We start from the raw sequence: 23,092 nt of genomic DNA, 5'->3' as shown, positions 1-23,092 counted from the left end.
ATGAGCTCGATCGAAGGCATCGAAGACCCCTTTGGCCCAGGAACCGCAGGCGGCACCGCACTGCTCGAACGCGAAGAAACCCAGCTTTCTGAGCCCGGCGACCACGAGCGCTTCTCCCACTACGTACGCAAGGAAAAGATCCTCGAATCGGCGCTGACCGGTGAACCCGTGCGCGCCCTCTGCGGCAAAATGTGGGTACCCGGCCGCGACCCGCAGAAGTTCCCCGTCTGCCCCCAGTGCAAGGAAATCTACGAAGGCCTCGCACCCGGCAACGACGGCGACAACGGCTCCGGCGAATAATACGCGCCAGGCGACACGCCTCAGACAACACAACCTGGGCGATACGCCTGAATAAATACGAATAAATAACACGCCGCAGCAGCAAGACTCAACGGCCCAACACCGCTCATGAGACTTTGCTGACGAGCACCAAATTCTTGCACCACAGCCCGGCCCAACCCGCGGATGTGGTGCTAGAATTTAACCTCGCTGTGCCCGGACCGCCAGAGCGCTAAGAACACCAGAGCAATGGGAACGCCAGAGTGCCCACCACCTCCACACGGGGGAGGAACACCCTGCGCTGAGTTGGCGGGAGGAATCAGCAGAGGCAGAAGAGGAAGAAGGAGAGAATGAGCGCACCCGCAGAGGAACCCACCCTATTCGACAGTATGGTGAAGCCGAAGCTCTCCCCGGCATACCCCGACCGCGCCCCCTGGGGCACCTCGGTGCACCTGCGCGCCTGGCAGGCAGAAGCCATGCAGAAGTACTTCGAAACCAACCCCCGCGACTTCATGGCTGTGGCAACCCCCGGCGCGGGTAAAACTACCTTCGCGCTCACCCTCGCCAAGGAACTGTTCAACCGCGGCACGGTCCGCCAGCTCATCGTTGTGGCGCCGACTGACCACCTGAAAAAGCAGTGGGCAGACGCCGCCGCGAAGGTCGGTATTCCCATTGACCCGAACTTCAAGAACGCGGATGTGACCATCAGCCGCCACTACAAGGGCGTGGCGCTGACCTACGCGCAGGTGGCGAATAAGCCGCAGCTGCACGCCCGCAACACCGAGGAAACGAAAACCCTCGTGATTTTTGACGAGATTCACCACGCCGGTGATTCCCTTTCCTGGGGTGACGGCCTGCGTGAAGCGTTCGACGACGCGACTCGCCGCGTGGCGCTGACCGGTACCCCGTTCCGTTCGGACACCTCCCCGATTCCATTCGTCACCTACGAGGTCGACAATGACGGTATCCGCCGCTCCAAGGCAGACTACTCCTACGGTTACGGCCCCGCGCTGAAGGACCACGTGGTGCGCCCGGTCATCTTCATGGCGTACTCGGGCCAGATGCGTTGGCGCACTTCCGCAGGTGAGGAAATGGCGGCAAACCTCGGCGAAGGCTTCACCAAGGACATCACCTCCCAGGCGTGGCGAACCGCCCTCGACCCCAACGGCGAATGGATCCCGACCGTGCTCGCGGCAGCCGATAAGCGCCTGACCGAGGTGCGCCGCACCGTGCCCGACGCCGGTGCGCTCGTCATCGCTACCGACCATGCGGACGCCAAAGCCTACGCAGAGCAGCTTCAGAAAATCACCGGCGAATACCCCGTCGTGATCCTCTCTGACGACCGTGAAGCCTCCGCGAAAATCGACGAATTCCGTGAAGGCATGCAGCGCTGGATGGTCGCCGTGCGCATGGTGTCCGAAGGCGTGGACGTGCCCCGCCTCGCCGTGGGCGTGTACGCCACCAGCACCAGCACCCCGCTATTCTTCGCCCAGGCGATTGGCCGTTTCGTGCGTGCCCGCAAGCGCGGCGAAACCGCCTCCGTGTTCCTGCCGTCGGTGCCGCAGCTGATGATGCTCGCCAACGACATGGAAGTAGAACGCGACCACGCCCTCGACCGCGGCGCACCCCAGGAAATCGACCCCATGGTTGAGGGCCTGGACGACCACCTGCTCGAAGAAGCAAACCGCGAGGAACGCGCCTCCGAGCAACTGGCACGCGGCAAGTTCGAGGCGCTCGGCTCCGAGGCGTCCTTCCACGGTGTGCTGTTCGACGGCGCCGAGTTCTCCTCCGGCAACCTTGCCGTGGGCAGTGAGGAGGAGCAGGACTTCCTGGGTATTCCAGGCCTGCTGGATGCCGAACAGGTCGGTACGCTGTTGCGAGCGCATCAGCGTGAGCATGCGGCACGCCGCCCGGCGACTGCGGCGCCTTCGATGGTGGATCACCGCCAGTTGAAGGATTTGCGCAATAAGCTGGCGAAGAATGTGGCGGCGTGGTCGATTCGTTCGGGTCAGCCGCACGGCGTGATTCATAATGAGCTGCGTAAGATTTGTGGCGGCCCGGCGGTCGCGCAGGCTTCTGCTGAGCAGATTCAGGCGCGTATCGATAAGCTGTCGGACTGGTTCGTGGGCCGACGCTAGAACGTGGATAGAACGTAAAGAGAAGCCTCGCGGGTGTGTATGCGCTCGCGGGGCTTTTGTGTGCATAAAATGCAGAAATATTGGGTCTGAGGCGCGATAATCATGGCATCGCGGAGATAGAACGTGTAGCCTAGTGGGGGTAAGTTCTTTAGAAAACACGGCATGGTCGCCGGGCTCAGAGAACTTTCCATTGATGCGCAGCATGTAGGTCTATGCTGGGTCATCAAAACTTTAAGAAACACCATGCAACCAACCCCATGAAGGCGCGCACCCGGATAGTGCGCAGTGGGACGGTTGCACCAACCATTGAAGGACAGTGATGTCTCATATTTCTCGCCGTAAGGTCGTGAAGGGTGCCGCCTGGGCAACGCCCGTGATTGCGGCTTCTTCAGTCGTGCCGACCTTCGCCTCTTCGGTGGACTGTACTTTTGCAGAGAACGCCTACGAGTCTTTTAGAGGGGAGGGTAATTCTTATCGGGTAGAGGAAGAATTTTCCATTCCAGCGGGCACCCATAAGCTACGTTTTGAGTTGACCGGCGGGGCAGGCGGAAGATACGAGAAGGGCCTGGATGGAGGATCCGGCGCCAAGGTCAGCGGAATCGTTGAAGTGAAACCCTACCAGACGGTCAAAATTATTGCTGGCGGTGGCGGTAGCTTTGGCCCTCAGTTCTACCCCAACGGTGACGGGTACCGCACCGGTCCGGTGAAGGGTGGGTACGGATTCGGCGACGGAGGCTCAATTCCTAAGGTCCATATTCCTGACGATGTGATGGATAAAGTATATGAGCGCTGGGTCTGGGCTCACCATTGGTCTTACAGACCCAATCCTTCGCCTATGGAAGAAGTCTACGGATGCTCGGGTGGTGGCTCATCGGCACTACTGATTGATGGTGAAGTCATTGCCGTTGCCGGTGGTGGCGGTGGTGTGTCCGTTGTTGGAAAATCGTACACTGTAAAACCTAATGACCCTCATTTCCCTGGCATCGTGGATGTCCACATGACAGGTCCGGAACATCCGACCCACGCGCCTGTATATAGCGCTGCTGGCGTTGCTGGCGGGGCTCGTGGTGGTGACGCCACCGAAGGTCACGAATACTATGCTCAGGATTTGAGTCTTGAACTGACTGTTGAAGGTGGTAAAGGCGGCGGTGGGGGCATTGGTGGTGCCGGCGGCGCTAAGCCGACCGTATTGACCGGTACCCCCAACAGCATCTTTAGTTTTGACAGCCAGAATAAGCAGGTGCTTTATAGCTCCTCGACGGCAGGCAACCCCGGCACCAACGGCCTGGACGGCAAAGGTGGCGACGGCGTGATGTCGGTGAGCTACCTGCTGGACGATAACGAAGCAAGGTACCGTCAGGAAGACGTAGAAGTTCTTGAATTTCCCGATGGAACTCGAGAAGAAATCCACTACTACGGTGTAGCACCCTACTTTAACGGTGGGCAGATTATCGTGTCCGGTGGCGGTGGTGGCGGTTACGGCGGCGGCGGCTCCGGCGCGGCGCTCTCGCAGTCATCTATCACGATTGCCCAGAAGTGGAATAACAACCCGAAGGGTGTGCGCCAGAGCATCAGCTATGTGCAGCTGGCAGGCTCTGGTGGTGCGGGTGGTTCCTACCTGGCGCCGCAGGTGATGGAGGGGGAGATCTCTAACTCCAATAACGCCACTTCCGATGAGGCGTTTAACGGGGCAACCGTCTCCCATGATGGTATCGTGAAGGTATTCCTTTGCCAGACCGGAAAGTAATTTGATATCGCTTAAGCGCATGTTGAACTAGCTACTACCGGTAGCAGTTCTTGGCTTGAAGCCCCGCGAGTGTGTATGCGCTCGCGGGGCTTTTGCGTGATTTGTTCGTGTAGACGCGATAGGGCGGGCATCCCGAGTACTCTCGGGGTGCCCGCCCTATCGTTGTGCGAGTTGTGTTGAGGCTAGAGGACCTCAACCACCTCGACGCCCTCATCTTCAAGCTCGGCAACCACGTCGTCGAGCTTGTCCTCGTGCACGGGCGCGGTCAGGTCAAGCAGCACGCGAGTCTCGTAGCCTGCATCGACCGCATCGCGAGCGGTTGCCGACACGCAATAATCGGTGGCGATACCGACAACATCGACGAACTCGATACCGCGCTCATCCAGCCACTCCGACAGGGGAGTCTGCGGACCGTCCTCGGACGCATCCGCACCAGGCTCGTGCTCGCCGGTTGCGACTTCATCCTCGGGGGCGAGAAGACCCTCAAAACCCGAGTAGGCTGCCTCGAAGCGGCCCTTGCGGAAGTACGCCTCAATGTAGTCGGTGTCCAGGTTCTCGTGAATCTGCGCGCCTTCGCTCTTGGCGACGCAGTGCACCGGCCAGGAGTCAACGTAGTCGGGGGTGTCAGAGAAGTGTGAACCCGGATCAATATGCCAGTCCTGGGTGGCGACAATCGCGTCGTAGCGGTGGTGGTTGTTCTCCACGTATTCGCTAATCAGCGCGGCAACGTCCGCACCGCGCTCGGTGGCGAGGGCGCCGCCGGCGCAGAAATCGTTCTGCACGTCAACAATAATCAGTGCCTTAGACATGTCTGTCCTTTACAAGTAGGAATGAGTTTTCACTCTGATTCGCCAGGTGAAAAACAGTATCTCAGAAGGGTGGTTTAGATGAATTCGGTCGGAATGATCGGCTCACCCTCCGAGAGGCGGTGGGCAGCTTCGGGAAGCTCAGCCAGGGATGCTGCGTGGCGGGCGGTTGCGCGGCGCACGCCTTCCTCGCCGGTGAAGCCGGGGAGCAGCTCGCCGTTGCGGACGAAGTCCACCATGAGCGGGCGGGTGTCCTCGAGCAGGTTCGGGTCCTCGTGGGTGCCCAGAACCTCGGCGGTCGCAATGCCCATGCCGTTGAGGCGGCGGGCCGCACGCTTGGCGCCACCGATGGACGCCTTGCCAGCCGACGCCTTAGCGACCGGCTGCATTTCACCGGCGGAGTTCTCACGCTCAACGACCTTGTACACCATGGAGGAGGTCGGCGCGCCGGAACCGGTGACCAGCTTGGTGCCCACGCCGTAGGAGTCCACGGGTGCTGCCGCCAGGGATGCGATGGCGTACTCGTCCAGGTCGCTGGTGACGGTGATCTTGGTGTGGGTGTTGCCGAGCGAGTCGAGCAGTTCACGCACACGTGCCGCGGTGGCAACCAGGTCGCCGGAGTCCAGGCGCACGCCGCCAAGCTCTTCGCCCGCGAGTTCCACGCCGAGGCGGACTGCCTCGTCCACGTTGTAGGTGTCGACGAGCAGGGTGGTGCGGGCGCCGAGGGAACGCAGCTGCGCCTCGAACGCTTCACGTTCGCTGTCGTGCAGCAGGGTGAAGGCGTGGGCGCTGGTGCCGATGGTGTGCAGGCCGTAGCGCAGGCCAGCCTCCAGGTTGGAGGTGCCCGCGAAGCCGGCAATCACGGCGGCGCGTGCGGCGGAGACGGCGGCGCGTTCGTGGGCGCGGCGCGAACCCATTTCGAGGCAGGGGCGGTTGCCTGCGGCTGCGCTCATGCGGGAGGCGGCGCTTGCCACGGCGGAGTCAAAGTTCAGGATGGACAGCAGGTAGGTTTCGAGGACGCACGCTTCGGCGAAGGTGCCTTCGACCTGCAGGACGGGGGAGTGGGGGAAGAACGCTTCGCCTTCTGCGTAGCCGCGGATATTGCCGCTGAAGGTGAAGGATTCGAGGTAGGAGAGGGTCTCTTTGTTGACGATATTGCGGGAGGAGAGGAAGGAGAGTTCTTCGTCGTTGAAGCGGAAGTTAGCGAGGCCTTCGAGGAATCGGCCGGTGCCTGCGAGGACGCCGTAGCGGCGGCCCGCGGGCAGGCGGCGGGTGAAGACTTCGAAGGTGCACTTACGGTTGGCTGCGCCGGAGGCGAGTGCCGCCTGGAGCATGGTCAGTTCGTAGTGGTCGGTGAGAAGGGAAGTAGTAGCCATGTGTTTATTGTAGTGGGGGATTAGGGTATTTTTCCTCTTGAGTCGGCGTGTCAATCACTACATAAAGTATTCTTGACTCTAAGTACTGTAGTATGACAAATTACCAGCACTCTGTGCGGGAGCAGTACAGGACGAACACCGGGGTAGTGCAGGACGAACACCGCAGTAGCGCAGGACGAACACAGGGGCAACACATACCCGCCCGTATAATCAAAGGGAACCGGCCGCAAAGGAAACCAATGAACACTACCGCCGTGACCCTCTCCACCGGAACCCTCGAGGACACCGACCTCGACACCACCCTGGAGAACATCCTCGCCACAGACACCCCCTGGAAAGTCATCGTCTGGAACGACCCCGTCAACCTCATGACCTACGTGTCCTACGTCTTCCGCAGCCACTTTGGCTACTCCCGCGCCCGCGCAGAAGAGCTCATGCTACAGGTGCACAACAACGGCAAGGCAATCGTCTTCACCGGCTCCCGCGAAGACGCCGAAAAACACACCCAGGCAATGCACGCCTGGGGCCTGCTGGCAACCTTCGAGAAAGTAGAAAACTAATGGCGCGACCCTTCCGCCGCACCCCCGGAGGCTACACCGCCTCCTTCGAACCCGCCGAACGTGACCTGATTCGCGAACTCGCCGAAGACGTGCGCGCGCTACTGCGCCCGGCAGATACCACCGCCGACGGCGGCACCGTCGACCCGTTGGAGGCGCTGGTCGGCATCACCGAAAACCCCACTATCCCCGCCGACAGTGCCGTAGCACGCCTGCTACCCGCCGCAAGCAGTGACGACGAGGCCGCCACCGAATACCGCCGCTATACCGAACGCGACCTGCGCGAAACTAAACGCGCGAACCTCGCAATGCTCGCCTTCGACATTGAGTCCAGCGACCTGCGCCTGAACGAAGAACACGCCCGCGCTTGGGCTGCTGCGCTCGGCGATATCCGCTTGGTGCTCGCCGACCGCCTCTACATCGTGGACGAAGACACCGCAGAAGATATTGCGGCGTTCACCGACCCTTCCGAGATCGAGACCCAAGAAGAGTACATGGCTGTGGTGTACAACTTTGTCTCCTGGGTTCAGGACTCTCTCATGCTCGCCATGCTCGACGGGCTGGACGACGAAGAAACGACCGGCGGAGTATTTGGCGGGACAAATGGCGGGGCAAACGAGCAAGAATAGAACGAATTTTTCAAATTCCCCCTCAAACTATCGTCATATACAACCACATAATGGTGGTTCTCGACTCATCTAACCGCTCAACGGACTAAAAGGGTAACCTTAGCGAGTTAGCATAGAACGTGGTACCCGACCGATAACGAAGTGTAGGTGACACATGAGCGAAAGCATTGACGCAACCAATCCCTACCGTGCCCGCACCCCCTGGGGTAGCCCCGCGCCCGTAGGCCCCACCGCCGCGGCGCCCATCGGCGTCTTCGACTCCGGTGTGGGTGGACTCACCGTGGCACGCGCCATCATGGACCAGCTGCCTCACGAACGCATCATCTACGTCGGCGACACCGCTCACGGCCCCTACGGCCCCCTCAAAATCGCAGAAGTACGCGCCAATGCACTGCGCATCATGGACGAACTCGTCGACTCCGGCGTGAAAATGCTCGTCATCGCCTGCAACACCGCCTCCGCAGCGGTGCTCCGCGACGCCCGCGAACGCTACACCCGCCAGTACGGCATCCCCGTCATCGAGGTGATTCAGCCCGCCGCCCGCCGCGCGCTCGCCGCAACCCGCAACCGCAAAATCGGCGTGATTGCAACCGAGGCGACCGTCACCTCCCGCGCCTACGAGGACACTTTCGCGATCACCCCGAACCTTGAGGTGCACTCGGTGGCGTGCCCGCGCTTCGTGGAGTTCGTGGAGAAGGGCATTACCTCCGGCCCCGAGCTGCTGGAGACCGCCCGCGAGTACCTGCAGCCGCTCAAGGATGCCGGCGTGGACACCCTCGTGCTCGGCTGTACCCACTACCCGCTGCTGGCCGGCGTGATTTCCTACATTATGGGTGAGGATGTCACCCTGGTTTCCTCCGCGGATGAGACCGCGAAGGACGTGTACCGCGAACTGCTCAACCACGCCATTGAAAGCCCGGTCCCCGAGGAAAACCCGCACCACGAATTCCTCGCCACCGGCGAATCTGAGACGTTCTCGCAGCTGGCGCGCCGCTTCCTCGGCCCCGAGGTCACCAACGTTCGCCACACCAGCTCCGTGGCTGAACGCTACCCGACCGGCTCGCTTGCCGCCATTACCCCCGAGATGCTCGCGGCACACCGCAGCATCACCCTCGACGAATCGGCAGATCCTGCAGAGGCAGCACACACTGTCGCGGGCACCGAATTTTCCGGCACCACCCCTAAGGACGACACCTCATGCGTCTAACCGTTATCGGTTGCACGGGCTCCTTTCCCGGCCCCGTCTCACCGGCTAGTTGCTACATGCTCACCGCCACGGACTTCGCGGGTCGAACCTGGCGCATCATCATGGACATGGGCAACGGCTCCCTCGGCATGCTCCAGCGCCATATCGACCTGAGCGATATCGACGCGATTCTGATTTCGCACCTGCACCCGGACCACTGCATCGACCTGTCCGGTCTGCACGTGGCAGTCAAGTGGGATCCGCGCGGCTGGCCCAAGGGTCGCATTCCGCTGTACGGTCCCGCCGCGATTAACGAGTACCTTTCGGCAACTCACGGCCTGGACCCGGAGCCGGGCATGAGCACCGAGTTTGACTACCACACCTGGACTGAGGGCGAGCCCGTGCAGATTGGTCCCTTCCGCGTGGAGCCGTTCCGCGTGGTTCACCCCTCGAAGGACCCGTACGCGCTGCGCATCACCTGCAACGACCGCGAGGGCCACACCGTGTTCTCGTACTCGGGCGATACCGACCTGTGCGAGGGCCTGGTCAAGGCTGCGCGCGGTGCTGACTTGTTCCTCTGCGAGGCGGCATACCAGGAGGGGCGCGACGACGCCCTGCGCGGTATTCACCTGACCGGCAAGCGCGCCGGCGAAGCCGCCACGGAGGCGGGCGTGCGTAACCTGCTGCTGACCCACCTGCCCGTGTGGAACGACCCGGACATTGCCCGCGCGGAGGCGCGCAGCGCCTTCTCCGGCCCGGTCGGCATTGCCGAAATGGCGGCAAGCTACCGCATCTACCCGCGCCCGACGGAGGCTCACCCGGTCACGTCCACCCTGAACGTGGTGGAGGTGCTTGACCCGCCGCTGAACACCGCGATTGCGCTCCCTAAGCCCGAACTAGATTAGGCGAAGCCCAAGCTGGACTAGACCAAACCCGAGCTAGGCTAAAACAAACTGGACTAGTGCAAACTGCGCTCAGCTCCACCTGCCTTTCGACATAGATTCAACAGACAGACACAGATCCCGCAGACAGATTCAAGGAGAACCCATGACTGCAACCCGCGAAGACGGCCGCGCCCTCAACGAACTGCGCCCCATCACTATTACCCGCGGCTGGTCCCGCAACGCTGAGGGCTCCGCCCTCATCGAGTTCGGCAACACCCGCGTGCTGTGCACCGCATCCTTCACCGAGGGCGTGCCGCGCTGGCTCAAGGGCGAAGGTAAGGGCTGGGTGACCGCCGAGTACGCGATGCTGCCGCGCGCCACGAACACCCGTTCTTCTCGCGAGTCGCTGAAGGGTCGCGTGGGTGGCCGCACCCACGAGATTTCTCGCCTGATTGGTCGCTCCCTGCGTGCGGTCATCAACATGGATGAGCTGGGCGAGAACACCATCGTGCTCGACTGTGACGTTCTGCAGGCTGACGGCGGCACCCGCACCGCTTCTATTACCGGTGCGTACGTGGCGCTGGCTGACGCTATTTCTTGGGCGAAGGAGCAGAAGATTCTGCCCGCTAAGGCGAACCCGCTGATCGATTCGGTGTCCGCAATTTCGGTGGGCATTATTGATGGCACCCCCATGCTGGACCTGCCCTACACCGAGGACGTTCGCGCCGAGACCGACATGAACGTGGTCGTCACCGGCAGCGGCAAGTTCGTTGAGGTTCAGGGCACCGCCGAGGGCGCGCCTTTCGACCGCGATGAGCTCAACAGCCTGCTCGACCTGGCGCTGGAAGGCACCGCAGAGCTGGCTCAGATTCAGCGTGAAGCACTGGCACACTAACCCGTCCCAGTAACTAGTTCCGTCGACAAGGAGAAACTATGGCAGACGCAAAGATTGTTCTGGCAAGCCACAATAAGGGCAAGCTCAAGGAACTGCGCGAAATTCTGCGCGGACGCATTGACGGCCTGGACGTTGATACCCAGGTGGTTGACGCCTCCAGCATGAACGCCCCCGATGTTCCCGAGACCGGCGTGACCTTCGCTGAGAACTCCCTGCTGAAGGCGCGCGCTGTTGCCGAGGCAACCGGCCTGGTCGCTATTGCTGATGATTCCGGCCTGTCGGTGGATGTGCTCAACGGCGCCCCCGGTATTTTCTCGGCGCGCTGGGCGGGTCGCCACGGTGACGATTCCGCGAACCTGAACCTGCTGCTGGCTCAGCTGAGCGATATTTCTGCCGAGCACCGCGGCGCGAAATTCTGCTGCGCGGCCTCGGTTGCCTCCCCGAACGGTTTTGATGCGGTCGAGTACGGCGAGCTGCCCGGTGAGCTGCTGACCGCACCGGCGGGGGAGGGCGGCTTCGGTTACGACCCGATTCTGCGCCCCGTGGAGCTGAACGGTGAGAACGCCCTGTACGAGGGTCAGTACGCTGGCAAGTCTTGCGCTGAGATTCCCGCCGAGATTAAGAACTCGATTAGCCACCGTGCGCGTGCTTTTGAGGCACTGATTCCTCAGATTGCTGCCGCGTTGGTCTCCTAAAACCGCTGTCTAAAACAGTCGCTGAGGCGCCAGAGCTTACTCGGTCTGCTGGTCTCACGGTGCCGGTCTGATGGGTAAAAACGCGGGGGTTGGGTACGATTTTTTCGTGCATCCCCCTAAAATCCCCCACAGGGATACCAATTAAAGGCACAATAGTGTGAGAAGCTTTACCTCAAGGTTAGTGACACCAAAGAAACTCGTCTGCTGAAGGTACCTTCGGCAGGCGAGTTTTGCTATTGAAGAGCCTTTCAGCGGGGCATCTGCCCGACGCTTGCTGTCACCGACCACGGTAGAAAAACCTGCAGCGAAAGAGACACACCGATGCTCATCCTTCTTCTGCTGATGGCACTCGCCCTTGCCGCCGGATGCTGGGCGTACTCCTACGTGTGGCGCGGCCTGAACCGCCGCGTCATTGCCGCCGTGAAGGTGGTCGATCCGATGATTACGCTCGGCCCGTACGTCATGGCGGCGTGGGTGGCGTTCATGGCTCTGATCGCCACGAATATCTGGGCGACCGGAACCCTGCACACTGTGCTGACGATTATTTTCTGCGTGGTTGCCGCAGGGTGCCTCGGCTGGGCTGGATTCTGGCTGCTCATGCACTGCCTGGGCGGCCAAACCCCCGGCAAGCGCCCCATGTGGTGGCGCGAGGCGGTTGCCGCGAAGTTCGCCTGGCGTAACCTCTCGCGCATGCCCGCCTACCTGGGTGCTCGCACCAGCATCCTGCCGGTGGAGAACCCGCACCTGACCAAGCCGTATTCGGGGTCGTGGACTCGCCCGCTCGGTGCGACCATGCCCGGGTACAGCTCCAACGGCGAGTTTATTGAGGGCTTTGACGAGTTCGGCCGCAAGATGCCGCATATCTACCCTGTAGGCCCTGAACCGACTATTTTTGAGATGGCGCGCTGGGGTAAGTCGGTCAGCTCCGATCAGCTGCTGACGACCTTCCTGCCGACTGCTCCGTTTGAGCGTCTGCGTCTGCCCGGCACCATGACGGGCCCCTTTACCTTTGCGGGGGAGGTGCCGCACGGTGCGGTGACGAAGTGGCCTCGCCGCAGCGGCGCCAACCGCGCCTTCGGCTCCTACGCTCGTCTGGGCGAAATCACCGAACGCAAGGTGGAGCTGCTGATCGACCACCGCATCATTGCGGCGCTGCAGACCACCCGCGAAAGCTACGAACGCCGACACAGCTGGATGCTCGCCTTCACCGATATCGCAGACGGCGACTTCACGATGGACGCCGACGAGAATGGCAACCTGCGCATCACCTTCGGCATGATCACCGAGGGTTACGAGACTCCGTGGGTCTTCACCAGCACTCTGAAAGACAGCCCGCGCCTGCGCCGCAAGGTACGCCACGCCATGAGGGAACGCCGTGTGCTCAAGCAGAGCAGCGGCGAGCTGATGGACTGGTACTTCGTGCCAAAGCTCAGCGAATTCCCGCACGGCCCGGTCACGAATGAGCTTCCCGAAGAGTTTTACTTCAAGTCCAATATCATGGTCACGAACCGTCACGAGAGCTCCTCGCGCGCCTCGGGTGAAGCTCACTAGGGCAGTGCCACTGCTATGAGGCGCCCAGGGCGGACACCTCAGAAGCGACCCCTAAAAATTCAGACATCCACAGATACTCACACGCCGGCTGCTACTCCATAGGGGAGTGGCAGCCGGTGCTTTTCTGCTGTTTCATTCTCTCGGCAGCGTCTAATAACGGTACAGAGAGCCTCATGACGGCGCAGGCAGAAGCGGGCAACAAGCCACGATAGAATAGAAACTTAGAGCACTATGAGCGCAAGCCCGGGGCATTTTTTCTCCCTTCCGCAAGCTTGCCGTGCTGAATACACAGTCATCACTTGCACACAGTCATCACTTGCCGAAAGGATTCCCGTGGCGTCTTCGAACTACACCGCCCGTCACCTCTCCGTGCTGGAAGGTCTGGAAGCTGTACGCAAACGCCCGGGCATGTACATTGGCTCCACCGACTCTCGCGGCCTGATGCACTGCCTCTGGGAGATTATCGACAACTCGGTGGATGAGGCGCTCGCCGGTTTCGGCCAGTCCATCCAGGTCATTCTGTACCGTGACGGTTCGGTTGAGGTGCGCGATGATGGCCGCGGTATCCCCACCGACATTGAGCCGCGCACCGGCCTGTCCGGTGTCGAGGTCGTATTCACCAAGCTACACGCCGGCGGTAAGTTTGGCGGCGGCTCCTATAACGCGTCCGGTGGTTTGCACGGTGTGGGCGCTTCCGTGGTGAACGCGCTGTCTTCCCGTCTGGACGTGCAGGTGGACCGTGGCTCGAAGACCTACCAGATGTCCTTCCGCCACGGCATTCCCGGATTCTTCGAGTCCGGCCGCACCCCCAAGCCCGAAGATCCGTTCACTCCCGCAACCGAGGGCACTGACGCCCTGCAGATTGTGGGTCGCGCTAAGCGTGGCGTGACCGGCACCCGTGTGCGCTATTGGGCTGACCCGCAGATTTTCACCCCCGACGCTAAGTTCAGCTACGAGGACTTGGCTGCTCGTGCGCGCCAGACCGCGTTCCTCATTCCGGGTCTGCGTATTTGCATCCGTGATGAGCGCCGACTGCCCGGCACCCCCGGCGAGCTGGAACCCCACGAGGAAGTTTTCCAGTACGACGGCGGCATTAGCGAGTTCGTCGAGTTTCTGGCGCACGATGAGCGTATTACCGACACCTGGCGTTTTAGCGGCAGCGGATCTTTCACCGAGACCGTGCCGGTGCTGGGTGAGGACGGCCGCTCGCAGCTGACCGACGTGGAGCGCGATTGCGAAGTGGACGTTGCGCTGCGCTGGGGCATTGGTTACGAGACGACGGTCCGCAGCTTCGTGAACATTATTGCCACCCCCAAGGGCGGTACTCACACGACCGGTTTTGAGCAGGGCCTGCTGCGCGTGATGCGCAAGCACCTTGCCGATAATGCCCGCAAGTACAAGGTGGGTAACGACAAGATTGAGAAGGACGACGTGCTCGCCGGCTTGACCGCCGTGCTGACCGTGCGTCTTGCCGAGCCGCAGTTTGAGGGTCAGACCAAGGAGATTCTGGGTACCCCGGCGGTTCGCCAGATCGTGTCGAAGGTCGTGGGCGATGCGCTGAAGGCTCGCCTGGAGTCGACCGCCCGTGCGGAGAAGGCTCAGGCGACCGCTCTGTGTGAGAAGGTCGTCTCTGAGATGAAGACCCGCGTCTCGGCGCGCATCCATAAGGAAACTCAGCGCCGTAAGACCGCGCTGGAGTCTTCGTCCATGCCCACCAAGCTGGTGGATTGCCGTTCGACCAATGTTGAGCATTCTGAGCTGTTCATTGTGGAGGGTGACTCGGCGCTGGGCACGGCGCGTCTGGCGCGTTCTTCCTCGTATCAGGCTCTGCTGCCGATTCGCGGTAAGATCCTGAACACTCAGCGTGCTTCGGTGACTGATGTGCTCGCGAATGCTGAGTGCGCGGCGCTGATTCAGGTGATCGGTGCGGGTTCGGGTCGTACCTTTGACCTGGACTCTGCTCGCTACGGCAAGGTCATTATGATGACCGATGCGGACGTGGACGGCGCCCACATCCGTACCCTGCTGCTGACCCTGTTCTACCGTTACATGCGTCCGCTGATTGAGGCGGGTCGCGTGTACGCTGCGGTTCCGCCTCTGCATCGTGTGGAGGTGGTGCGCCGCGGCAAGCCGAACGAGATGGTGTACACCTACTCGGAGAAGCAGCTGCACGAGCTTCTGGATTCTCTGCGGGAGCAGGGGGTGTCCTATAAGGAACCCATTCAGCGTTATAAGGGTCTGGGTGAGATGGACGCTGACCAGCTGGCTGAGACGACGATGGATCCGCGTCATCGCATGTTGCGCCGTATTCGCATTGAGGATGCGGAGGCTGCCGAGCGTGCGTTCTCCTTGTTGATGGGTTCTGAGGTGGCTCCGCGTAAGGAATTCATTATTGCGGGTGCTCATCAGCTGGATGCCGAGAGCATTGATATGTAGAGCATCGATATGTAGCGTGCGGTACCTTGCGGGGCATTGCGGTGCCTTGCGGGGCAGTGGTGGCTGGCGTGTCACAATCCATGAATTTTGTGTGAGAATAGTCACGCAATTCTCGGAGATTCCGCGTAAATTCCGCATGAAACAGGCAAATTTAAGCTTTGAGCACTACTTGAAGCACCTGTCACAATCACGAAATCTGTCACCAAAATTTTGCAGAAAATATTAAAAACTGCAATATTTCACCAAGGTTCCGAAACTGCTTCTCAACCCCGCAAGGCACCATCGTGTCTCATTCCTCTCACCACCCTTGCATCGAGGGATAACGTCCAAGGTACCTTTAGCGAAACGTCAAACAATAAACGTCCATACTATGCACAGCCTACTCACAGCTTCTTAGGAAAACCCTGTACCTTAGAAGCATGAGAGACACTGTGTCAGTAACTCTCGTATGCCCTCCATCGATGGTGGACTACCCGAAATCTGGCACAAACGCACATTAAGTACACACATAGTAAGGACCTATCAATGGATCCCCTTGATTTTGGTAGGTGGCAGTTCGGTATTACCACCGTCTACCACTTCTTCATGGTTCCGCTGACTCTGGGTCTGGGCCTTGTGGTGACCTACCTGTACATTTGCTACGTTCGTACCAAGAAGGACGAATACAAGCGCATGACGAAGTTCTGGGGCAAGCTGTACCTCATTAACTTCGCTATGGGTGTGGCCACCGGTCTGGTTCAGGAATTCCAGTTCGGCATGGCGTGGAGTGAATACTCCCGCTTCGTCGGCGACGTCTTCGGCGCTCCGCTGGCAATGGAAGGCCTCTTCGCCTTCTTCGTTGAGTCGACCTTCCTTGGTCTGTGGATCTTCGGTTGGGACCGCCTCAAGCCCGCAGTCCACGCCTTCTGTCTGTTCATGGCAGTTCTCGGCTCCTGGATTTCTGCATTCTTCATTCTGGTTGCAAACTCCTGGATGCAGCACCCCGTCGGTGCAGAAATGATTGACGGTCGTCCCCGCATGACCGACATTGGCGCAGTGCTGATGAACCCCCTCGCATGGGTGACCTTCTCTCACGTCATCACCGCATCCATCCAGGTTGCCGGTGGCTTCCTGGTCGGTATTGCCTGGTACAAGCTGTGGCGTCGCCGCAAGGACGGCATCGACAAGGTCGTTGACGGCAAGGTCGTCGTTGGTGAGTCCGACAAGGGCGCACGAGACAAGAAGGACTTCCAGGTTTGGATCAAGTCCCTGCGCCTGGGCGCAGTCGTTGGTCTCCTCGCGTTCGCAGGTGTTGGTGCATCCGGCCACCTGCAGGCACAGATGATGATTCACGAGCAGCCCATGAAGATGGCTGCCGCCGAGGCCGCCTGCCACGACGGTACCTCCTTCTCCGTGCTGACCGTTGGTGAGCTTGGCGCTCAGAGCTGCGACAAGATTCACACCATCATCGAGGTTCCCGGCGTGCTGTCCTTCCTGGCACACGACAACTTCAACACCCCGGTGAAGGGTATCCAGACCCTGGTTCCCGAGTACGAAGCTAAGTACGGCACCAACCTGCCCGATAACCCGCTCTACGGTGAGCGTGCAGGTCAGAAGATTGATTACCTGCCCTCCCTCGAGGTCTCCTACTGGGGCTTCCGCGGCATGATCGGTCTGGGCGCAGTCGTCGTTCCCTTCTACCTCTACGCACTGTGGGTTACCCGTAAGAAGGGCGTGGGCACCGTCCCCGAGTCCAAGCTGCTCAAGAACGTTGCCGTCTGGTCCATCCTGGCTCCCTTCTTCGCAATTGCACTGGGCTGGATCTTCACCGAAATGGGCCGTCAGCCCTTCGTGGTTGTCCCCAACCTTGAGGGCGATCCCGCAATCCGCCTGTACACCGCAGCAGCTATCTCCCCGGGTGTTTCCGGTGAAGAAATCCTCTTCTCCCTGCTCACCCTGGGCCTGCTCTACGGCGTGCTGATGGTGGTTGAGGTTTACCTGCTCATCAAGTACGTCAAGGCCGGTGTGGTTGCTGCAATGCCCGAGCTGGTTCAGTCGCACCACGAGGACGAGTCCAACGACAAGTCCAAGCGCGACGTGCTGGAGTTCGCCTACTAGGCGGGTAAGGATTGATTCACCATGAACTTTGATTTCAATATCTTTGCCGGTCAGCCTGGCCTGCCCACCCTCTGGTTTGTCGCCATTGGCGTCTTCCTCATCATGTACATGATTCTCGACGGTTTCGATCTGGGTGTCGGTATGCTGATGGGTTCCAAGTTCAGCAAGAACGAGAAGGAACGTCGTCTGCTGCTGAACATCATCGGCCCCGTCTGGGACGGTAACGAGGTGTGGCTTGTGTCCGGCGGTGCTGCTATCTTCGCAGCATTCCCCATCTGGTACGCAGCCCTCTTCTCGGCTCTGTACATTCCTCTGACCCTCGCGCTGGTCTTCCTGATTCTGCGCGTGGTCGCCATTGAATACCGCGGTAAGAAGAATGACGAGAAGTGGATCCGTAACTGGAACATCGCTCTGTCTGTTTCTTCCTTCTTCATCGCACTGCTCGTCGGTGCTCTGCTGGGTCTGACCTCCATGGGCCTGCCCATCAACGACAATGGTGACCGCGTCGGCGGCGCCTTCGCTTGGGTCTCCCTGCCGGTTCTGCTCGGCGGTCTGGGCTTCGTTGGCTTCTCCCTGGTTCAGGGTCTTGCCTTCATCGCTCTGAAGACCGACGGTGACATCCGCGACCGTGCCCGCAACACCTTGGTACGCTGGGCTCCCGTCCTGCTGCTGCCGATCGTTGCATGGGTTCTGGCACTGGACTTCACCACCGGTAACGGCGTCTCCTGGCTGTGCACCATCCTGGCTGTGGTTGCTGTTCTGTTTGCTTGGATCTCCGCAAAGGGTGGCCGTGAGGGTCGCGCTTTCGCTGGCCTGTCCGTGTTCCTCGCATTAGGCGCGCTGGCAATCTTCACCGCAATGTACCCGAACGTTCTGCCCTCCACTCTGGACCCGGCATACTCGCTCACCATTGCGAACGCATCCAGCTCCGAGTACACCCTGGGCGTTATGACCTTCGTGACCTGCCTTGGTCTGCCGGTCGTCTTCGTCTACCAGGCTTGGACCTACTGGGTCTTCCGTAAGCGTCTGCACGTGGATCACATCCCCGAGGCTCACGACGCTACCGAACTGGCTGAACTGCCGACCAAGTAGCATGTAGCTGATTGAAAATCCCCCGGATTTCTCTTTCGAGAAGTTCGGGGGATTTTTCTATGCCACCCAGAGGACTATTCCCTCAGAGGATATTCTCGCAGAGGCTGCAGCTCTCGGCAGATGAGTGGGCGCGCAAAAATTTTTGGTGCACACCCCCCCCGAAATTCGAGCGCGGCAAGGAGCAAAAAGTGTAATGTGGTGAGCAACTCACTCTTATGAAAGGTGTTCAACGATGAAGTCCCTCAACCGTAGCTCCACTGCATCCGCTCCTCGCACCGGAACTACCCCTCGCACCGGCACGCGCCGCCGCCTGCTCGCCACGGGTGCCCTGTTCTGTATCGGCATCATGCCCCTGAGCGCCTGCTCGCTCTTCAACCCGCCGCTGGAACGCGACGAAAGCGTCCACGCCATCTTCGACGCGGAACAGGACATCGTGAAGATGCCCCTGGACGATTACCTCTACTACGAGCGCACCAACTACGAATACACGGCCTTTCAGATTGCCATGAAGCAATGCTTCGCCGAACACGGGCAGAACTACACCATCCAGGCTCCCTATTCTGAAAGCGCACCCCGCGGTGATTTGGGACGAAAGTACGGTCCCTGGAACGTCGAGTACGCCCAGAAGTACGGTTTTCAGAAGCGAGACCCCAACAACGCAGCCGCCCCCATCTCCTATAACTCGGGGGAGAGCATGAGCCCCGAGGACAAGCTTCGCACCGAATGCTACCCCAAGGCCCGCGAGACCCTGGAGGCCGCGGTGCCCGAAGGCAAGAGGCCCGAGAATGAAGGGCAGTCCACATCCAGTCGTATCTCTACTGAGGCGGGTAACGCCGTTTACGGTAGCAAACTGCACCGCGAGCTCGAAGAGAAGTGGAAGCAGTGCGTCTCAGACCGCGGCCTCACCCCTCGCTCGGCAGGCTCCGTCGCCGAGGAAACCCCGCTGGCTGAGCAGCTGAGCAAGAACAACGGATTCAACGAGCCCGCCTCCGAAGAAGAGATTCGCATCGCCACCATCCAGGCCGAATGTAACCAGCAGGTCGGCATGAGCAAGCAGCTCTACGACCTGGAAGCTCAGTACCAGATGCCGCTCATCCGCAAGTACCAGTCACAGCTTGAACAGGACCGCAAGGCAGAACGTGAGCGTGACGAGAAGTTCAAGCAGTACGTTATGGAGCACCAGTAAACCGGGACGCTGAAAGACAGCACCACAAAAGACAGCGCAAAAACAGCTCAGAAAGACACCGCCATGACCACTCACTCACAGAACCAAAACAGCGGGCACCGCTTCAGCGAGCGCATCGCCCGACCCCGCGTGCTCCTGCTGCTGGCAATCCTCGCCATCGGTTCGCTCATGCTGTCCTTCTACCTGGGCACCCGCTACGCCGCCACGGGCCCCGACCCGGCCGTGCAGGCAAAAACCGTGATCCCGGTCTGGGCGAAGGTTGAAGAACGAACCGTCAGCGAGGGCCTCGCCATTGCCGGAACCACCAAGGCTGGGGAGACCGCCCCGATTAGCGCGCGCACCAACGGTGAGCCGGTGCTCGTCTACCAGAACCAGAAGCCCGGCAACGTGCTCAAGGCCGGTGACTTCATCGGCATCATTGGCGCCGACCCCGTCTTCGTGCTGGAGGGGCCGCTGCCGCTGTACCGCGACCTCAACCTGGGCGATAACGGCGACGACGTGCTCGCCTTCCAGAAGGCACTGAACTCCGCCGGGTACGCCACCGCTCAGAGCGGCACCGTCACCGAGGACACCCTCGACGCCGTCACGCGCCTGCACCGCGCGCACCTGACCGGCGTGCCCAGCGAAGGGGTCACCAGCATTGCCCGTAACAACTACGCGATTCTGCCCGGCGGAAGCCACACCGTCACCGCAGTTGCGGCAGTCGGCCAGCTCATTAACGACGGCAACCCCATCGCGAGTGTAGAAACCAGCGAACCCTACGTGGAATCCAGCGTTGAGCTCTCCGTTGCCAATAAGCTCAAGGCCGGCGACCGCGTTAGCCTGCGCACTTCTACCGGCAGCGTGGAGGGCACCATCACCAGCATTGGTGAGCTGCAGAACGACCCCTCCAAGGGTGCGGCGAAGAGCGTGCGATTCAGCGCCGACGACCCGAGCAAGCTCACTCCGGGGCAGAGCGCCTCCATCACCAGCAAGGGCAACACCTCAACCACCCTCGCCGTGCCGACTACCGCGGTACGCCAGGACTCCCAGGGCACCTACGTGCTCGTTGAAAAGGGCGGAAGCTCCACCTCGACCAGCAAGGACGCGCCCGCCACCGAACGAGTCAACGTTGAGGTCCTGCGCACCGCCGGCGGATACGCCGCCATTAACGCTAACCTCAGCGCGGGACAGAAGGTGCTTGTCTCATGAGCCGCCGCAAGATAACCCCCGACACAAGCCCAGGACGTGCGCCTACAGTTGCGCCCAACGTAGCGTCCGCAGCTACACCTGCCGCCGGACTCGGTACCGCGCCTGCTATCGAAATGCACGGCATTACCCGTGTCTTCGAGGGGAGCGAACGAGCAGTCCTCGACCACCTCGACCTGGTGGTCGAACGCGGCGAATTCCTCGCCATTATTGGTCCGTCGGGCTCCGGTAAATCAACCCTGCTCAACGCCATTGGTCTGCTCGACACGCCCACCAGCGGAACCTACAGCCTCTTCGGCAAAAACACGGAAGGACTCAGCGACAGAGAACGCGACGAAATGCGCCGAGATCACCTCGGCTTCATCTTCCAGTCCTCAAACATGCTGCTGGATGAAACCAGCACAACCAATGCCTCCATGGGCCTGCGCGTGCAGGGCGTACCCTACGGCGAGCGCCTGCAACGCACCGAAGAAACCCTAGAATTTCTGGGGTTGAGCGACCGCGCCAGCATCCGCACCCGCTACCTCTCCGGCGGCGAGAAGCAGCGCTGCGCCATTGCTCGTGCCCTCGCCACGCGCCCGCCGCTGATTCTTGCCGACGAGCCCACCGGCAACCTGGACAGCCACAATAGCGCCAAGGTCATTGAGATTTTGCAGCGCATTAACGCGACCGGCTGTACCGTGCTGGTTATTACCCACGACCCGGAGGTTGCCGCCGCCGCCCGCCGTGTGATTCGCATTGAGGATGGGCAGTTGCACGAGCAGAGCCGCGCCGACTTGGCTACGGTGCCGGTCGCTGAGGTGCCGGTTGCCGAGGCTGTGCCGGTTGCAACGGACACCCCGGCAGAAGCCACGGTTGGTGCCCCGGTAGATGCTACCACCAGCCTCGCACCGGGGGAGAAGCCCGCTACGCATCGCCGCGGAAGCTTCCTCACCGACGACAGCATCGAGGCAATCTCGGCGCTCACCTCACGACCGCTACGCACCCTGCTGCTGGGTCTGTCCTTCGCACTGGGCGTGGGCGGACTCATCAGCGCCTCCGGCATGAGCGAATCCGCCAGCTACCAGGTGAACCAGCGCCTGCTCGGATCCGAACAATCCACGCTCTACATCAGCGACAGGGACAATGACCAGAACATGCTCGGAACCTACCGGCAGGGCGAATCCGCGCAGAATGTTGCCGACCGCATTAGCGCGCTGGACTACGTGAAGAACACCGGATTCGTCAGCAGCGTGGCACCCGCCGACGTGCGAATCACCCGGTTCAGCCCCTACGAGGACGAACCCAAAACGGCGATTGGCCTCAGCTCCACCTCGAAGACCCGGCTCGAGCAAATCGGTGCCCGCATGAACCCCGAAACCCTGCGTGCGCTCGAACAGATGAACTCGACCCTCACCCAGCAGAACGTTGCCGACCGTGAACGCTCCGAGCAGCTCTCCGGCGCTATTGTGTCGGTCTCCGCTGCCCGCGCCCTCGGCATTATCCCCGAAGATAAGGCGGCAGATAACGCCACAACCGAGCCCCGCCCCGGCGAGCTACCCGCCGTCGAGTACGGCATTAAGCTCGGCGGACTGCCGCAGGTGGCACCCGGTGTGAGCATCTGGGTGGATGGTCAGCTGATGCCAGTCGTCGGCCTTTTCGACCCCGGCAATAGCGGCTACGAATTCAGGAATACGGTCATTGTCTCCCCGGGCACACTTCAGCGCACCGGACGCGGCCAGGTGACCTACATTACCGAAACCGAACGGGGCTACGGCAAAGCGGTCGCCAAGGCAATTCCGCTGACCCTCAAGCCCGCTGAACCCAGCCAGATCAACGTGGAAACCCCCTCCGACCTGCAGAGCCTACGCGCGTCCATTGCCTCGGATCTGGGCCTGTACGTGGGTGTGCTCTCCGGTATTCTGCTGGTGCTCGCCTCCCTCTCGGCGGCAACCGCAATGTACCTGTCCGTGCAATCGCGCACCGCAGAGATTGCGCTGCGCCGCGCCATCGGATCGAGTAAATGGCTGATTGCCCGCATCTTCCTCATGGAAGGCGTCATGCTCGGCGTGCTCGGCGGCTCCATCGGCGCCTGCTCCGGCATGATTGCGACGATTATTCTTTCGCTCGTGCAGGGCTGGCAGGCGGTTCTCTCACCCGGATTCGTGGTGCTCGGCGTGGGCGTTGGCGCCCTTACCGGTCTGGTGTCTTCGGCGTACCCGGCGTGGGTGGCATCCCGCAAGAGCCCAGCCGATGCGATGCGCGGCTAGAGTGAGCGCCGGGTGAGGACCAACTAATTACCTGAAACCTGACTGGTCAAATAGGTATTAGATAGCCCAACCCTTAAACTGATGGGAGGTAAAAACAGCAG

Annotated in this window: 18 protein-coding genes; 16 read left to right on the top strand and 2 right to left on the bottom strand. The window is 60.9% G+C overall.

What is annotated here, in order from left to right:
• The 3 genes from HMPREF3055_RS08470 to HMPREF3055_RS08460 all read left to right on the top strand — a co-directional run bounded on the left by HMPREF3055_RS08470 (position 1) and on the right by HMPREF3055_RS08460 (position 4,164).
• Positions 1-300, top strand: a complete 300-nt coding sequence (locus HMPREF3055_RS08470; protein WP_005506434.1) for a DUF3039 domain-containing protein — start codon at positions 1-3, stop codon at positions 298-300.
• Positions 301-629: 329 nt separating this feature from the next.
• The gene (locus HMPREF3055_RS08465) at positions 630-2,417 is read left to right on the top strand and encodes a DEAD/DEAH box helicase (RefSeq protein WP_070738841.1); all 1,788 of its coding nucleotides are present in this window, start codon (positions 630-632) and stop codon (positions 2,415-2,417) included.
• 319 nt (positions 2,418-2,736) lie between these two features.
• Complete coding sequence (locus HMPREF3055_RS08460) at positions 2,737-4,164, top strand: transcriptional initiation protein Tat (protein WP_246826928.1); 1,428 nt, start codon at positions 2,737-2,739, stop codon at positions 4,162-4,164.
• A 182-nt stretch (positions 4,165-4,346) separates the two neighbouring features.
• On the opposite strand, the gene HMPREF3055_RS08455 is transcribed toward HMPREF3055_RS08460, so the two are convergent.
• Together HMPREF3055_RS08455 and HMPREF3055_RS08450 are read right to left on the bottom strand one after the other, a co-directional pair.
• Positions 4,347-4,973 (bottom strand): isochorismatase family protein, encoded by a 627-nt coding sequence (locus HMPREF3055_RS08455; RefSeq protein ID WP_070600355.1) that lies wholly within the window; start codon positions 4,971-4,973, stop codon positions 4,347-4,349.
• 74 nt (positions 4,974-5,047) lie between these two features.
• A complete protein-coding gene (locus HMPREF3055_RS08450) occupies positions 5,048-6,346 on the bottom strand; it encodes a nicotinate phosphoribosyltransferase (RefSeq protein ID WP_070738839.1) in 1,299 nt (432 codons plus the stop codon).
• A gap of 239 nt (positions 6,347-6,585) precedes the next feature.
• Between HMPREF3055_RS08450 and clpS the strand changes: the two genes are divergently transcribed.
• From clpS to HMPREF3055_RS08385, 13 genes are all read left to right on the top strand, one after another.
• Positions 6,586-6,906 (top strand): ATP-dependent Clp protease adapter ClpS, encoded by a 321-nt coding sequence (clpS, locus tag HMPREF3055_RS08445; protein WP_005506424.1) that lies wholly within the window; start codon positions 6,586-6,588, stop codon positions 6,904-6,906.
• A complete protein-coding gene (locus HMPREF3055_RS08440) occupies positions 6,906-7,532 on the top strand; it encodes a DUF2017 domain-containing protein (protein ID WP_070634413.1) in 627 nt (208 codons plus the stop codon). The genes clpS and HMPREF3055_RS08440 overlap by 1 nt, the downstream gene beginning before the upstream one ends.
• A 154-nt stretch (positions 7,533-7,686) precedes the next feature.
• Positions 7,687-8,739 carry a glutamate racemase gene (murI, locus tag HMPREF3055_RS08435; protein WP_070690113.1) on the top strand — a complete coding sequence of 351 codons (1,053 nt, stop codon included), beginning with the start codon at positions 7,687-7,689 and terminating at the stop codon, positions 8,737-8,739.
• Positions 8,730-9,623: an MBL fold metallo-hydrolase gene (locus HMPREF3055_RS08430; protein ID WP_049350312.1), complete on the top strand. Its 894-nt coding sequence runs from the start codon at positions 8,730-8,732 to the stop codon at positions 9,621-9,623. Before murI ends, HMPREF3055_RS08430 begins: the two co-directional genes overlap by 10 nt.
• A gap of 142 nt (positions 9,624-9,765) precedes the next feature.
• Positions 9,766-10,497 (top strand): ribonuclease PH, encoded by a 732-nt coding sequence (gene rph, locus HMPREF3055_RS08425; RefSeq protein ID WP_005506419.1) that lies wholly within the window; start codon positions 9,766-9,768, stop codon positions 10,495-10,497.
• A gap of 38 nt (positions 10,498-10,535) precedes the next feature.
• Positions 10,536-11,192 (top strand): non-canonical purine NTP pyrophosphatase, encoded by a 657-nt coding sequence (locus HMPREF3055_RS08420; RefSeq protein ID WP_070690115.1) that lies wholly within the window; start codon positions 10,536-10,538, stop codon positions 11,190-11,192.
• A 321-nt stretch (positions 11,193-11,513) separates the two neighbouring features.
• Positions 11,514-12,743, top strand: coding sequence for an RDD family protein (locus HMPREF3055_RS08415; RefSeq protein ID WP_070604658.1), 1,230 nt, complete (start codon positions 11,514-11,516; stop codon positions 12,741-12,743).
• A gap of 333 nt (positions 12,744-13,076) precedes the next feature.
• On the top strand, positions 13,077-15,179 hold the full coding sequence (locus HMPREF3055_RS08410) for a DNA gyrase/topoisomerase IV subunit B (RefSeq protein ID WP_070543255.1): 2,103 nt from the start codon (positions 13,077-13,079) through the stop codon (positions 15,177-15,179).
• Between the two features lie 525 nt (positions 15,180-15,704).
• Positions 15,705-17,276, top strand: coding sequence for a cytochrome ubiquinol oxidase subunit I (locus HMPREF3055_RS08405; protein ID WP_049340619.1), 1,572 nt, complete (start codon positions 15,705-15,707; stop codon positions 17,274-17,276).
• Positions 17,277-17,297: 21 nt separating this feature from the next.
• Complete coding sequence (gene cydB, locus HMPREF3055_RS08400) at positions 17,298-18,368, top strand: cytochrome d ubiquinol oxidase subunit II (RefSeq protein ID WP_070688870.1); 1,071 nt, start codon at positions 17,298-17,300, stop codon at positions 18,366-18,368.
• Positions 18,369-18,600: 232 nt separating this feature from the next.
• The gene (locus tag HMPREF3055_RS08395) at positions 18,601-19,554 is read left to right on the top strand and encodes a hypothetical protein (RefSeq protein WP_049340615.1); all 954 of its coding nucleotides are present in this window, start codon (positions 18,601-18,603) and stop codon (positions 19,552-19,554) included.
• A 63-nt stretch (positions 19,555-19,617) separates the two neighbouring features.
• Positions 19,618-20,745, top strand: a complete 1,128-nt coding sequence (locus HMPREF3055_RS08390) for an efflux RND transporter periplasmic adaptor subunit (RefSeq protein ID WP_049352961.1) — start codon at positions 19,618-19,620, stop codon at positions 20,743-20,745.
• On the top strand, positions 20,742-22,991 hold the full coding sequence (locus HMPREF3055_RS08385; RefSeq protein WP_049352960.1) for an ABC transporter ATP-binding protein/permease: 2,250 nt from the start codon (positions 20,742-20,744) through the stop codon (positions 22,989-22,991). The genes HMPREF3055_RS08390 and HMPREF3055_RS08385 overlap by 4 nt, the downstream gene beginning before the upstream one ends.
• Positions 22,992-23,092: the final 101 nt, after the last annotated feature.

The organism is Rothia sp. HMSC061C12, from assembly GCF_001815755.1.
GTDB lineage: Bacteria > Actinomycetota > Actinomycetes > Actinomycetales > Micrococcaceae > Rothia > Rothia mucilaginosa.
The sequence above is the reverse complement of the archived record's forward strand: the minus strand, read 5'-3'. Positions and strand labels throughout refer to the sequence as shown.

Coding starts and splice junctions, on each gene's coding strand:
- HMPREF3055_RS08470 (WP_005506434.1), top strand. CDS start 1: ATGAGCTCGATCGAAGGCATCGAAGACCCCTTTGGCCCAGGAACCGCA.
- HMPREF3055_RS08465 (WP_070738841.1), top strand. CDS start 630: ATGAGCGCACCCGCAGAGGAACCCACCCTATTCGACAGTATGGTGAAG.
- HMPREF3055_RS08460 (WP_246826928.1), top strand. CDS start 2,737: ATGTCTCATATTTCTCGCCGTAAGGTCGTGAAGGGTGCCGCCTGGGCA.
- HMPREF3055_RS08455 (WP_070600355.1), bottom strand. CDS start 4,973: ATGTCTAAGGCACTGATTATTGTTGACGTGCAGAACGATTTCTGCGCC.
- HMPREF3055_RS08450 (WP_070738839.1), bottom strand. CDS start 6,346: ATGGCTACTACTTCCCTTCTCACCGACCACTACGAACTGACCATGCTC.
- clpS (WP_005506424.1), top strand. CDS start 6,586: ATGAACACTACCGCCGTGACCCTCTCCACCGGAACCCTCGAGGACACC.
- HMPREF3055_RS08440 (WP_070634413.1), top strand. CDS start 6,906: ATGGCGCGACCCTTCCGCCGCACCCCCGGAGGCTACACCGCCTCCTTC.
- murI (WP_070690113.1), top strand. CDS start 7,687: ATGAGCGAAAGCATTGACGCAACCAATCCCTACCGTGCCCGCACCCCC.
- HMPREF3055_RS08430 (WP_049350312.1), top strand. CDS start 8,730: ATGCGTCTAACCGTTATCGGTTGCACGGGCTCCTTTCCCGGCCCCGTC.
- rph (WP_005506419.1), top strand. CDS start 9,766: ATGACTGCAACCCGCGAAGACGGCCGCGCCCTCAACGAACTGCGCCCC.
- HMPREF3055_RS08420 (WP_070690115.1), top strand. CDS start 10,536: ATGGCAGACGCAAAGATTGTTCTGGCAAGCCACAATAAGGGCAAGCTC.
- HMPREF3055_RS08415 (WP_070604658.1), top strand. CDS start 11,514: ATGCTCATCCTTCTTCTGCTGATGGCACTCGCCCTTGCCGCCGGATGC.
- HMPREF3055_RS08405 (WP_049340619.1), top strand. CDS start 15,705: ATGGATCCCCTTGATTTTGGTAGGTGGCAGTTCGGTATTACCACCGTC.
- cydB (WP_070688870.1), top strand. CDS start 17,298: ATGAACTTTGATTTCAATATCTTTGCCGGTCAGCCTGGCCTGCCCACC.
- HMPREF3055_RS08395 (WP_049340615.1), top strand. CDS start 18,601: ATGAAGTCCCTCAACCGTAGCTCCACTGCATCCGCTCCTCGCACCGGA.
- HMPREF3055_RS08390 (WP_049352961.1), top strand. CDS start 19,618: ATGACCACTCACTCACAGAACCAAAACAGCGGGCACCGCTTCAGCGAG.
- HMPREF3055_RS08385 (WP_049352960.1), top strand. CDS start 20,742: ATGAGCCGCCGCAAGATAACCCCCGACACAAGCCCAGGACGTGCGCCT.